14 protein-coding genes and 1 pseudogene are annotated in these 12,721 nt (G+C 55.8%); 3 read left to right on the plus strand and 12 right to left on the minus strand.

Annotated features, from left to right (window positions below):
- Positions 1–77: 77 nt before the first annotated feature.
- From ccmA to ABJQ89_RS10825, 10 genes are all read right to left on the minus strand, one after another.
- A complete protein-coding gene (gene ccmA / locus ABJQ89_RS10780; protein ID WP_348496242.1) occupies positions 78–695 on the minus strand; it encodes a heme ABC exporter ATP-binding protein CcmA in 618 nt (205 codons plus the stop codon).
- Between the two features lie 7 nt (positions 696–702).
- Positions 703–1,065 carry an Mth938-like domain-containing protein gene (locus ABJQ89_RS10785; protein WP_348496243.1) on the minus strand — a complete coding sequence of 121 codons (363 nt, stop codon included), beginning with the start codon at positions 1,063–1,065 and terminating at the stop codon, positions 703–705.
- 6 nt (positions 1,066–1,071) lie between these two features.
- A complete protein-coding gene (locus tag ABJQ89_RS10790; protein WP_348496244.1) occupies positions 1,072–1,824 on the minus strand; it encodes a sulfite exporter TauE/SafE family protein in 753 nt (250 codons plus the stop codon).
- A 4-nt stretch (positions 1,825–1,828) separates the two neighbouring features.
- A complete protein-coding gene (gene secF, locus ABJQ89_RS10795; protein WP_348496245.1) occupies positions 1,829–2,797 on the minus strand; it encodes a protein translocase subunit SecF in 969 nt (322 codons plus the stop codon).
- Position 2,798: 1 nt separating this feature from the next.
- Complete coding sequence (gene secD, locus ABJQ89_RS10800; RefSeq protein WP_348496246.1) at positions 2,799–4,460, minus strand: protein translocase subunit SecD; 1,662 nt, start codon at positions 4,458–4,460, stop codon at positions 2,799–2,801.
- Between the two features lie 33 nt (positions 4,461–4,493).
- Positions 4,494–4,778 (minus strand): preprotein translocase subunit YajC, encoded by a 285-nt coding sequence (yajC, locus tag ABJQ89_RS10805; RefSeq protein ID WP_348496247.1) that lies wholly within the window; start codon positions 4,776–4,778, stop codon positions 4,494–4,496.
- A gap of 324 nt (positions 4,779–5,102) precedes the next feature.
- Complete coding sequence (locus ABJQ89_RS10810) at positions 5,103–5,795, minus strand: nitroreductase family protein (protein ID WP_348496248.1); 693 nt, start codon at positions 5,793–5,795, stop codon at positions 5,103–5,105.
- 18 nt (positions 5,796–5,813) lie between these two features.
- Positions 5,814–6,560 carry an Asp/Glu racemase gene (locus ABJQ89_RS10815; protein WP_348496249.1) on the minus strand — a complete coding sequence of 249 codons (747 nt, stop codon included), beginning with the start codon at positions 6,558–6,560 and terminating at the stop codon, positions 5,814–5,816.
- The gene (locus ABJQ89_RS10820) at positions 6,557–7,696 is read right to left on the minus strand and encodes a Xaa-Pro peptidase family protein (RefSeq protein WP_348496250.1); all 1,140 of its coding nucleotides are present in this window, start codon (positions 7,694–7,696) and stop codon (positions 6,557–6,559) included. The genes ABJQ89_RS10815 and ABJQ89_RS10820 overlap by 4 nt, the downstream gene beginning before the upstream one ends.
- Entirely contained in the window at positions 7,696–8,682 is a 987-nt protein-coding gene (locus ABJQ89_RS10825) for a pyridoxal-phosphate dependent enzyme (protein ID WP_348496251.1), read from the minus strand. The genes ABJQ89_RS10820 and ABJQ89_RS10825 overlap by 1 nt, the downstream gene beginning before the upstream one ends.
- A gap of 139 nt (positions 8,683–8,821) precedes the next feature.
- On the opposite strand from ABJQ89_RS10825, the gene purL reads away from it, so the two are divergent.
- The 3 genes from purL (at position 8,822) to grxD (ending at position 11,681) form a co-directional block, all read left to right on the plus strand.
- Entirely contained in the window at positions 8,822–10,981 is a 2,160-nt protein-coding gene (gene purL / locus ABJQ89_RS10830; RefSeq protein WP_348496252.1) for a phosphoribosylformylglycinamidine synthase subunit PurL, read from the plus strand.
- A gap of 67 nt (positions 10,982–11,048) precedes the next feature.
- Positions 11,049–11,285, plus strand: coding sequence for a BolA/IbaG family iron-sulfur metabolism protein (locus ABJQ89_RS10835; RefSeq protein ID WP_348496253.1), 237 nt, complete (start codon positions 11,049–11,051; stop codon positions 11,283–11,285).
- Positions 11,286–11,318: 33 nt separating this feature from the next.
- Positions 11,319–11,681, plus strand: a complete 363-nt coding sequence (grxD, locus tag ABJQ89_RS10840) for a Grx4 family monothiol glutaredoxin (protein WP_348496254.1) — start codon at positions 11,319–11,321, stop codon at positions 11,679–11,681.
- On the opposite strand, the gene ABJQ89_RS10845 is transcribed toward grxD, so the two are convergent.
- Both ABJQ89_RS10845 and ABJQ89_RS10850 read right to left on the minus strand, forming a co-directional pair.
- A complete protein-coding gene (locus ABJQ89_RS10845) occupies positions 11,682–12,515 on the minus strand; it encodes a lysophospholipid acyltransferase family protein (protein ID WP_348496255.1) in 834 nt (277 codons plus the stop codon).
- Positions 12,512–12,721, minus strand: a pseudogene (locus ABJQ89_RS10850) (ornithine-acyl-ACP acyltransferase); the annotation flags it as partial. The gene ABJQ89_RS10845 and the pseudogene ABJQ89_RS10850, both read right to left, overlap by 4 nt.

The following is a 12,721-nucleotide window of genomic DNA, read 5'->3' on the forward strand; positions in this document are numbered from 1 at the left end:
CAAAAAGAAGGCAAGGCCGAGGCCAAAGCCGCCCCCTGCCCGTATCGCAAGGCGCAAATCGCGGATCAGGAGCGCTCTCACAGAAATCCCTCCATCGCGTCGTCATCTGCTTGAACTGGTCGCGCTTTGAACGGTGCGAGATCAAGAACCTCTGCATCCAGCCCCAGATCAATATGCGTTGCGATCAGGGCTATGCCGCCGGTTTGTAAATGCGTGCGAATGACCTGCGCGAACAAGGCGACAGCATCCACATCCAAGGAAACCGTCGGCTCATCCAACACCCAAATTCTGCGCCCTGATACGAGCAAACGCGCCAATCCAAGACGACGTTTTTGCCCTGCGGACAAAGCCCCTGCCGCGCGCTCGACGAGTGGCTCAAGCGCAAAGGCCTTGAGCGCAGGCGCAATATCACCTGTGCCAAAGACTGCGGCCCAAAATTCTAGATTTTCGCGCACGCTCAGCACTTGCTTGATGCCGTCCGAATGCGCGGCATAGGCGATGCTGTCTTCGGGCGCTGTCACCGATCCCGATAGTGCGGGCTGTAGCCCCGCAATCGTGCGCAGCAATGTTGTTTTGCCAATTCCGTTCGGTCCACGAAGAACCAACGCTTGCCCTGCGTTCAAAGAGAATGACACCTCTTCGAGCACAGCAATTCCGCCGCGCATCACACTGAGGTTATCGATCACAAGGCTCATGGGCGCATCACGTCTTTTGAACCGGTAAGAGGGCTGCAGCGACGCGGCGCCCTTCGGAGACCAGAACGTTGTATGTGCGGCACGCGGCCGGTGAACTCATCGCTTCCGCGCCGATGCCCGCGCCCTCTAAGGCGGCGCGCAAATCTTTGGGCAGATGGCCGATCTCATCACCTGTGCCGATGAAAAACACATCGATCTCGGACGCCATATCAAGCAAGGCCGCAGGGTCGTCATACCCGCCCCAAGGGCGCGCGCCAGTGGCTGTGACGATCAAGGGCGCTTTTAGAACTTCACCTGCGATGCGAAAGAAACCCGGGCCATACCCTTCGATTGGTTTGGCATCGTCAAACTGTAGTTCGGTCAATTGCATGGTGCATCATCCCCAAATTGGCAAACCGCGTACGGCGGACACGCCGATAATCACATAGGCCGCTGTTCTATAAACCTTTTCATAGGATGGACGAAAGAGCCATGTCCCGATCACAACGCCGCAGATCATCGGCACAATGAGTACCACGCCAATCGCAACCGCCTGCAACGTCAATAACCCCTGCACTGAGAGTATCACCATCAAGGCAACATCGAAGGAAAACAGAAACAACATGATCGTGGCCCGGATCACGTGGGGCGGATGTGTGCTTGCCATGTAAAACAAGATCACCGCTGGACCAGGGAGGCCTGCCGAGCCGCCCAAAATGCCCGAGAATGCGCCAACGCCGAGGACTTTGTTTCGGCTAAGACGACCCTGATACCGCAAGCCGAAGATCAATGCGCACAGCAATCCCAATGAGATCAGCGAGACCGCATAGCGGAACACTTCTTCGGGGACAGAGAGCAAGATCAGCAGTCCGAAGGGTAGGCAGATTATCATCGCGAGACTTAACCGTCGCAGGTCAGGCCAATCGGCTTCGCGCGCCGAGCGGGGCAACGCGGGTATCGGGCCCGTGCTGTCTAGGATGGTCAGAGTGATGAGCGCTTCGATCGGGCTTAGGAATTGACCCGCGATGGGGAGGTAAATCATCGCGGTGCCGAAACCGGAAAAGCCGCGCACCACCCCCGCCAGAAAGGTCCCAAAAGCGATCCACATCAGCCCGTCTGTTGCGAGGGCTGATGTGAGTGTATTTAGCATTCAGTTATGCATCGATGTTGGCAAATTGCGTGCCAGCATTCGCGTCTTGCTTGCTCCAATCCCGCTTCACGCCGAGGCGCAGAAGGATCGCAGAGGCCACGAAGATAGAGCTGTAGGTACCAACAATCACACCCCAGATCATCGCAAAGACGAAGCCACGGATCACGTCGCCGCCCAGTACGAACAGCGCGATAAGCGCGAGCAATGTGGTGACAGAGGTCATGAATGTCCGACTAAGCGTCTCGTTGATAGAGATGTTCAACACGTCCTTCAGCAACTTCTTTTTGTACTTGCGCAAGTTTTCCCGCACGCGGTCAAAGACAACAACTGTATCGTTGAGCGAGTAGCCCACAATGGTCAGCAAAGCCGCGATAATCGCCAGATCGAATTTAATCTGAACGAGAGAGAAAACACCGATTGTCAGAACAACATCGTGCACCAGCGCGGCAACCGCGCCGAGCGCGAACTGCCATTCAAAACGCAGCCAGATGTAGATCAGAACCGCTGCAATCGCGAGAAGAACCGCGATAGCCGCTGTTTGGATCAACTCGCCTGACACTTTCGGGCCAACGGATTCGACAGAGACGAATTTGATGTCCGGTGCGATCACTTGCAGCGCCGTTTGCACGTCAGCAATCACGGCAGAGGTCACCGCTTCTTGGCCGTCTTGTGCCTCGATACGGACCATCGCAACGTGCTGATCCTCACGGAAGCTTGGATCGAAGACCTCGGAAATTGTGATGTCCCCTAGCCCAAGCGGCGCAATCGCATCGCGGTAGGCACCGACATCAATCGCTGTCGTGCTTTCGGTACGGATCGTAGTACCGCCCTTAAAGTCGATACCGTAATTCAGCCCTTGCACAAAGAAGGACGCAAGGCTGAGCACCATCAACAGGATCGACACTCCGAGCCACATTTTGGAGCGCGAGAAGAAGTCGAAGTTCGTGTCTTGTTTGACCAGTCTTAGGCGCATGTTACACCTCCAGTGTTTTAGGACGTTTACGTTCGAACCACATCACGACGATAAGTCGCGTCACGAAGATCGCCGTAAAGACCGATGTCATAATGCCAAGCCCCAGCGTGATCGCGAAACCACGTACAGGACCAGAGCCCATGACGAACAGAATTACCGCCGTCAGGAAGGTCGTGATGTTCGCATCGATGATGGCGCTCAGCGCTTTTTCGTAACCAAGATCAATCGCCCGCGCTGGCCCTTTGGCTGATTTCAGCTCTTCGCGGATACGTTCGAACACCAGCACGTTGGCATCCACCGCCATACCGATTGTCAAAACGATGCCCGCAATACCTGGCAAGGTCAGCGTCGCGCCGATCATGCTCAGCAGGCCAAAAATCAGACCAACATTGATCAGCAACGCAATATTCGCGAACAGGCCAAACGTGCCGTAGCTCAGGAACATGAAGACAAGCACTGCGATAAACGCAACGGCGCAGGCCACCTGCCCCGCTTTGATGCTGTCTGCACCCAGCTCTGGACCGATTGTACGTTCTTCAAGGAAATCGAGCTGCGCAGGCAAAGCACCTGCTCGCAGCAAAACAGCAAGGTTCGTGGACTCTTCGACCGTGAAGTTACCCGTAATGATACCAGAGCCACCAGAGATATGGCTTTGGATCACAGGTGCGGAAATGACTTCGCTATCGAGAACAATCGCAAACGGGTTGCCGATGTTTTCGGCCGTGTAGTCACCGAATTTACGCCCGCCCGATGGGTTGAAACGGAAGTTCACAGCAGGACGACCGTTTTGGTCAAACGCTGGCTGCGCATCGACCAATTCTTCACCTGTCACAACAGGTGCGGTTTCTAATGTGTAATAAACGCCATCTTCATCCAGCGATGGCAGGATTTCGTTACCGACACCTGCGTTTGCATCTGGATCAGATGCACGGCCCACAACAGGCTGGAACGTCAGCTGCGCGGTCGTGCCAATGATGGCTTTCAATTCAGCCGCAGAGCCAATGCCTGGCACCTGAATAAGAATACGGTCGGTGCCTTGGCGCTGGATCGTTGGTTCACGCGTGCCGACTTCATCGATACGGCGGCGAATGATCTCAAGGGACTGCTGCATCGTGCGCTCGTCCGTTGCGCTCTTTTCAGCGTCGGAAAGGCCAATCGTCAAAACGCCGTCAGCCGCGCTCACAACGATGTCGGTAGATCCAACACCCGAGAGCGACACAACCTGCTGCGCCAAACCGCGAACAACCTCAAGGGCCCGCGCCGTGCCTTCAGGCTGGGAAATGCGCACTTTTAGCTCATCGTCAGCAGAGGGCTGCAAGCGGATCGTACCAATCGTTGACCGCTCTGGGCGCAAAGCGTCACGCACTTCTGGCCAAAACGCTTTCATACGCGCCGCATAAACGTCCTCAACCTTCACCTCAGCGAGCAAGTGCGCACCGCCGCGAAGATCGAGACCCAAGTTCACGAGACCAGATGGCAAAAAGCCGGGCCATTGCCCGACCATCGCATCCAGCTCATCATTGGTGCCAGACACCTCAATTGCTGCAAGCGCATCATTGTGCTGCTCAACTTTGGAGTAAAATGCATTCGGAAGCGCCAGTAGCAATCCAATGGCGCAAACCGCCCAGATTACCACCCGCTTCCACAGGTCAATTTGCAACATATGTCCGGCCCCTCGTGCCAGCCATGCCTTCGATTACTCGGAGGCTGGCTCCGTCTTGTTGATCACATTCGCGATAGTGGACTGAACAACGCGCACTTTGACGCCTTCAGCCAGCTCAACTTCAACTTCGTTGTCGTCTTTGACCTTGGTCACCTTACCAATAAGGCCACCCTGCGTGACCACTTGGTCACCACGGCGTAGGGCCGCAACCATTGTTTGGTGCTCTTTCAACTTCTTCTGCTGTGGACGAATAAGCAGAAAATACATGATCGCGAAGATCAAAATGAGTGGGACGAATTGGGCAATGCCACCTTCCATCGGGGTATCCTTTTTGAGTGGTAAGACCCGTTGGTCGGGCCATCTTTGAATCTGAACGGAACCTATGATTTGCGACGCTGCTTTGCAATGGGCCTTGGGGACTTCCAAGCGCCTGTATTCAGGACCATCGAAAACGAGCTATGCGCCAGACGCATAGCGGGAATGCTGCAACTGCGGCATTTTGAGCCTTGTAAGTAAGCACCCTGCGCATTAATTGACCAGTACGAAGACGGTCAACGGGTGTTTACACCTCGTCTTTGTACCTCCCTGTTGGACTTCGGCCGAGCTTATCGCTCGGCCTTTTTTTTGGCCAATCGCTATTTTCTATTCAAAAACAGTGAGAATCTCGTCCAAAGGCTTTTTCATCTTTGCAACGCTGGGGATTGTAGCGTCTTGCGACGGATGTCCAACCGCAAGAATCATGACCGGTTTCTCGGAATCGGGACGTCCAAGCAGCTCATTTAAGAACTTCATAGGGTTCGGCGTATGGGTCAGACAGGACAATCCCGCATGATGCAGCGCAGAAATCAGAAAACCGGTCGCGATGCCGACGCTTTCAGGCACATAGTAATTCTTATAGCGCGTGCCATCCTCAAAGGTGCCCCAACGCTGTGCAAAGATCACGATGAGCCAGGGCGCAATATCGAGATGCGGTTTGCTCGCATCCGTGCCAATCGGCTCTAGCGCTTTGATCCATTCATCGCTGGCGCCGCCGGCATAGAATTTCTCTTCTTCTTCCTCAGCCGCAACGCGGATCTTGTTTTTGACCTCAGCGCTGGAGATCGCAACAAAGTGCCAAGGCTGGTGGTTCGCCCCAGACGGCGCTGATCCCGCCGCGCTGATAGCATGGTCAATGACCTCGCGCGGCACAGGTGTATCCGTGAAATCGCGAATGGAGTGGCGTTTGCGCATAAACTCAAGATGCGCTTTTGCAGTTTCGAGGCGTTCCTCTTCACTCATCTCGATACGATCCGGCAAAGCAATCGCCGAATAATCTAACTTCTCACGAGAAAACATGCGTCTCCCCTCCTCTTATTATAGTGACCTGCTCCACAACTGCCCATCCAGACGCGCAGGGTCCAGCCGAGCGTGGCGGAACATATGCCAGAAAAACGTCTGATTGGACGAGAGTGCGGGCTTTTGGCAGCCCTGTTCAACGGCGTTCAGAATAGGCAAAGTTCTGAGGTTCGTGCAACTCATGAACACGGCCTCTGCGCCTTTATCCGTACCAAGCGTGATCGCAGCCGCGCGCACGGACGCCGGATCAATGCGCGCCACATTGGTTTCGACAGGCTCGTTGAAGCTAGCAAAAACAGGCGTTTCGATGCCCTCTTGCAGCAGCGCCGCGCGCAAACTGTCGCTCACCTCTTCCGCGTAGGGCGTGAGCAAGGCCAGCTTATTAATCCCTAGCGATTTACAGGCCGCCACCAAGGCGCTGACAGGATTGCTAACTACAGCGGTCTGGCACCCATTCGCGACCAGTTCTGCAACGCGCTCTGTTCCGATCACGCTAGAGGCCGATGTGCAGCCATAGCCGACCGCATCGAAATTCACTGTCTTTGGCAACAAACCAGCAGCGCGCGGCAGCTCTGCCTCCATCGCGGCAAGACTGTCATTGGACACCTCTGCCGCGCTTGGAATGCGCGAAATGAAAAGGCCCACATCTTTGTTAGGCAAAACTTGGCGCAGCTCAGCTTCCATTGTTTCATCCGATTGCAAGACAATCAGACCAAGCCGTGCATCCGTGCCGATTTGCGGCGCGAGTGTATAGGGCACGCTCATAGCGAGAGCCTGACAAGCTGCTCAGGCGGCGCAGGCGAAAGTCGCTCCCAGCCGGTATCGGTGATCACATAGTCATCTTCATGCACCATCAAACCAGCGCCGCCCGACACCGATACGCCCGGTTCCAGCGTGATGACCATACCCGCTTCGAGCACCGTATGATCACCCGCGATGAAAGACAGCCCTTCGGTCAGTTGCAGCCCAAGGCCATGCCCGAGCCGCCCCGCGCTTTGCCCACCTGCCCCGCCGGTGCAAATCCGGTCCATCGCGTGAAAAACATCTGCAGCCGTATTTCCCGGTTTCAAAGCTGCCTCGCCCGCCTGCATCGCGTTGAGCAGCGTTTCATAAGCACGCTCTGCATCCGCCTTCGGCGCGCCAACAGCGAAATTGCGATCAAAGTCGCTGAAATAACCGTTCTTGATAACACCTGTATCGAGCATCAGAATATCGCCCTGAGAAAGCGGCGTATCATTGGCCGGTGAAATCACATCTGCGTAACCATCCGCGCCCGCACCGCCCGCGAGATAGGGCACCCAATCTGCGCCCTCTTGCAGGCAAAGGATTTGAAACTGGCGAAACACTTCCGACAAGGGTGTGCCCGCTTTTGCAATCTCTGGCGCCCGCTCAAACGCACGCCCTGCAACCGCACATGCCGCGCGGATCGCGTCGATCTCGGCTGGGGTTTTGATCATGCGTGCGGCGCGTAGGATTGCATCGTCGCCAACGATTTCAAGCGCGTCGCTCAAACGCGCCCAATCGGCGAGCGGCATGCGCAAATGGCTCTCAATGCCATGTGGCGTGCCGATTTTTCCTGATCCGGCAACCTCGCGCAATGTCTCGATCACCAGCGAAACACCATCATCGTGATAATCAGGCGCGGACCAAGTGCGTATGTCCTGAACAATGCTTTGCCCCATCAAGGCCGCGCCGATGGAAGGGATAACAGCAATCGGCAAGCCCTGAGCGGGCAGCACAAGATACCATGGGCGCGTCGGGCTTTCCCAAAATCGCGTCAGGAACCCCGTGAGATAACGAATGTCCGCATCCTGCGTCAGCAACAGCGCTGCAAATCCACCCGCTTGCATGCGCGATTGAACGCCCGCGATCCGCGTCAAAAATTCCTTGGGCGGAAACATCAAGCGCCTTCGCTCAAAATGCACAGCACGCGCGCATCACTGGGCAAGTCAGTAAGCAAGGCCGCAGCAATCCCCGCCGCGCCGGACGTGCTGGACGCCAAATCTACCGCCTCCAGTTTCGGCAAAACATCCTGCGCCTCTTCCTCAGTGATCAAGGCAAAGGCATCGGTATCGCGCGACAGACCTTTGAGCGCGATCAAAGACGCCTCTTTGCAATCAAGCCGCCCCATATCCGAGACCGGCCCCGTAGCAGTTGTAAACGCCCCCACTTCAATCGAATCGAAAAGCGCAGGCGCGAATTCAGGCTCCACCACAGTGATTTTCGGGCCATCCCCCCACACATCGCGGAACAATGCAGCGCAGGCCCCGGCCAATCCTCCGACACCCGCTTGAAGGAAAATATGGCTCGGCGCCTCCATTTGTTCTGTGCATTCAGCCGCCATCGCAAGGTAGCCTTCCATCAAGCGATGCGGCAGATCGAAATAGCCATCCCATGAACTGTCAGAGAGCAACGTCCAGCCATTCGCCTCCGCAGCGGCCTGAGCGCCTGCCATGCTGGCCTCGTAATCGCTGCCCTCCACGACCACCTCAGCGCCCTTTTCGCGCAAGCGATCAGCGAAGCCAGCGGGCACGGTTTCGGCCAAATAGATGACTGCTTTAGCGCCGAACACCTTTGCCCCAGCGGCGACAGACATCCCATGATTTCCAGCACTTGCAGTCACATACGTGCGCCCCTCAAGCGATCCCTGCTGCGCTTCATGGGCAATCACATAGGCCGCGCCGAGCGCTTTGAAGCTGCCCAGCCCCATGCGGCCGCGCTCGTCCTTGATGTACAAGCCAAGCGCTGACGTCAGCGGCGTCACCTTATGAACAGGGCAATCGGCAAGCAATGCGCGCGGCGCGGCAGCGTCAATTGATGGGGCTGGCACAGCGTCTAAACCTACGGGCAATCCTGAACCGCGAAACGGGTTGGCGATGACTTGCATGATGTTCTCCCTGCTTTGGGTCACATCACGGCAAAAAAACCCACAGGTCAACGGCGCATTTGACCGTCCTGTCGCATTGCCCCGCGCGCCCTTTCCACGTATGAGACGCGCAACTTCACGTTTCTGGGGACTAAACTGAATGCAAGAGCCTGCTATCACCGAAGAACTGATTGCTGCCCACGGGCTAAAACCTGATGAATATGCCGTCATTTTGGACATCATCGGGCGCGAGCCAACATTCACAGAACTTGGCATCTTTTCCGCGATGTGGAACGAGCATTGTTCTTATAAATCCTCCAAGAAATGGCTGCGCACCTTGCCAACTGAGGGTCCACAAGTCATCTGTGGCCCTGGTGAAAACGCAGGTATCGTTGATATTGGCGACGGCCAAGCGGTTGTTTTCAAAATGGAAAGCCACAACCACCCGTCCTATATTGAGCCCTACCAAGGCGCGGCGACAGGCGTTGGCGGTATTCTGCGCGATGTCTTTACAATGGGCGCGCGCCCGATTGCGGCGATGAACTCGCTCTCCTTTGGCGAAACTTCGCACCACAAAACACGCCAATTGGTAAACGGCGTCGTTGAGGGCGTTGGCGGCTACGGCAACTGCTTTGGCGTTCCAACCGTCGGCGGCGAAGTGCGCTTTGATCCGGCTTACAATGGCAACTGCCTTGTGAACGCATTCGCGGCGGGTCTCGCCGATGCGGACAAGATTTTCTATTCCGCTGCTTCCGGCGTTGGTATGCCTGTTGTCTACCTTGGCGCGAAGACGGGCCGTGATGGCGTTGGCGGCGCGACTATGGCGTCGGCTGAATTTGACGACACGATTGAAGACAAGCGCCCAACGGTTCAAGTTGGCGATCCGTTCACCGAAAAACGCCTGATGGAAGCGACGCTGGAGCTGATGCAAACCGGCGCTGTGATTTCGATCCAAGATATGGGCGCGGCTGGTTTGACGTGTTCTGCAGTTGAAATGGGCGACAAGGGCCAGCTTGGCGTACGCCTCGATCTGGAAAACGTGCCTGTGCGCGAGGTCAACATGACCGCCTATGAGATGATGCTCTCCGAGAGCCAAGAGCGCATGTTGATGGTTCTGAAGCCTGAGCTGGAAGCAGAAGCGAAAGCAGTCTTCGACAAATGGGACCTCGACTTTGCAATCGTTGGTGAAACCGTTGCTGAAGATCGCTTCCTGATCATGCACAACGGTGAAGTGAAGGCCGATCTGCCATTGAGCAAACTCGCCTCCTCCGCCCCTGAATATGACCGCCCGTGGGTGCCAACACCTGCGGCAGAGGCGTTGGAAGATGTGCCGCAAATCGATCCTATCGATGGGTTGAAGGCGTTGCTGGCCTCTCCGAACTACGCCTCCAAACGTTGGGTCTATGAGCAATACGACAGCCAAGTGATGGGCGACACGATCCGCATTCCAGGCGCTGGCGCTGGCATCGTGCGCGTACATGGCACTGGCAAGGCGCTTGCCTTCACCTCTGACGTGACGCCGCGCTATGTTAAGGCCAACCCGATTGAGGGCGGCAAACAGGCGGTTGCGGAAGCTTATCGTAACTTGACAGCTGTGGGCGCCAAGCCATTGGCAACGACAGACAATATGAACTTTGGCAATCCAGAAAAACCAGAGATTATGGGCCAATTCGTTGGCGCGATTGATGGCATTGGCCAAGCAGTGAAAGCGCTGGACATGCCAATCGTGTCTGGCAACGTTTCTCTCTATAACGAAACCGATGGCACAGGCATCTTACCAACGCCTACGATTGGCGCTGTTGGCTTGCTCGCCTCTGAGGATGAGCTGATCAATTCAGATGTGCGCGAGGGTCATGTTGCCCTGCTTGTGGGTGAAACCACGGGTCACCTTGGACAGTCCGCCCTTCTCGCCGAAGTCTTCAACCGTGTTGAAGGCGATGCGCCAAGCATCGATCTGGATGCAGAAGCCAAGAACGGTGATTTCATCCGCGCCAACCGCGACTGGATCAAAGCCTGCACAGACATTTCTGATGGCGGCCTCGCGCTTGCAGCGTTCGAGATGGCGGCAACGGCTGGTGTTGGCCTCACGCTCGACAGCGGCGACACACCCGAACTGTTTGGTGAAGATCAGGCGCGTTATTTGATCGCGTGTAACTTTGATCAGGCTGAAGCGCTCATGGGCGCGGCGGGTCAAGCAGGCGTAAGCATCGCAACTGTCGGTAAATTTGGCGGCGAAGACGTGACTTTGGGTAGCTCAACGGCCACCCTCGCTGAGCTGAATGACCTCTCAGAAAACGTCTTTCCAACGCTCTTTTCCTAAGAGCCCCTTGCTTGCCCCCTTTTGCAGTTCTACATCTGGGGCAAGCAATGCACGGAAAGGCACTTAAATGGCGATCACAGCACAAGAGATTGAAACGCTCCTTCGCGAGGCTTTCCCAGAAGGCAGCATCACTGTGCAGGGAGACGACGGTCAGCATTTTGCAGCAGAAGTGATCGATGCCTCCTTTGCGGGCAAGAACCGTGTGCAACAACAACGCGCGGTTTATGCAGCACTTAAAGGCAAGATGGACGGTAGCGCAGGTGAATTGCACGCGCTGGCCCTGACGACAAAAGCACCGGAATAAACCCTCGCGCATTTGCGCTTTAGGAGACGAGACATGAGCGACGTTAAAGACAACATCCAAGCAACTGTAGATGGCAACTCTGTTGTCCTGTTCATGAAGGGCACAAAAGAAATGCCGCAGTGCGGGTTTTCTTCCCGCGTGGCAGGTGTGTTGAACTACATGGGCGTGGAGTATCAGGACGTGAACGTTCTGGCGGACGAAGGCGTGCGCCAAGGCATCAAAGATTTCTCTGATTGGCCCACAATCCCGCAGCTTTACGTCAAAGGCGAATTCGTTGGCGGTTGTGACATCATCACCGAAATGACGCTCTCCGGCGAGCTGGACACATTGTTCGAACAGAACGAAGTGGGTTTTGACAAAGATGCGGCCGACAAAATTCGCGAAGCCAACGGTTAATCACTTTCCAGCGATATGATGGCCGCCGCGCACGGCCATTTCGCAGGCCAGTGCCATAGATTTGCGATTGTCCGCCTCTGCCACGCGCAGGGGCGGATGATATACCACCTCGACCCGTCCGGATTTGCGTACAGCCAATGTCTTGATGAGATGCGGGAAGAAATCCATATCCCCCCACCATCCATAAAACCGCGCCTCTTCGCCTTTTGGGGCAAAGTAATTCACGCTGACCGGTTGCACCCAGAGCAAATCCTTTAGCTCAGGCGTAAAGAATGCCGCAAAGAGCGTTGATTTAAACGGAAGGACCCGCAAACCATCAGTCGACGTGCCCTCGGGGAAGAAGAGCAGCTTGTGCCCTGCTTTGAGCCGCTGCTCGAATACATCCTTTTGCTCGCGCGATTTACGCGGGTCACGTTCGATAAACACCGTGCCCGTCGCGCGCGCCAAGGCGCCGATGCCCGGCCATTTGGCCACTTCAGCCTTAGACACGAAATAAACGCGTTTGGCCGCGTTGAGCGAAAAGATATCAAGCCATGAGCTGTGATTGGCAACCACCGCACCTGCATATTTCATTTGTGCGCCAGAGACAGAAAACCCCATGCCCATGATCCGAAACGCAGTACGACACACAAATTGCGTCACATAAGGGCTATAGGGGCGCGCCATGCCAAACAGCGGTCTTTCAACGAGACGCAGCAAAAGGAGCAGCGTCAGACAAATCAGGATCAAAACGATCAATACAAGCGCGCGCAAGCCAAACCGCAGCCAGCCGAGTATCCCGATTTGTGAAAGATCAACGACATCATCCTGATCTGGTCGCCATGTCGTGCTCATCCAGCAGCCCCTTCCAAGTACATACGTCGTTGTTTTTCGGGCATCTCAGCGACATCAAGCACCAGGCACACGTCCGTGGTGTTGAAACTGTGATCCAAGAAGGCGCCCTCGCCCACCGCGCCGCCCAAACGCAGATAGGCTTTGATCAACGCGGGAATCTGAACCATTGCCGCCTTACGGTCCAGTTGATTTTCGGAAATGACATC

Origin of the sequence: Planktotalea sp. (assembly GCF_039984035.1) — a bacterium.
In the GTDB taxonomy this organism is placed as follows: Bacteria; Pseudomonadota; Alphaproteobacteria; order Rhodobacterales; family Rhodobacteraceae; genus Planktotalea.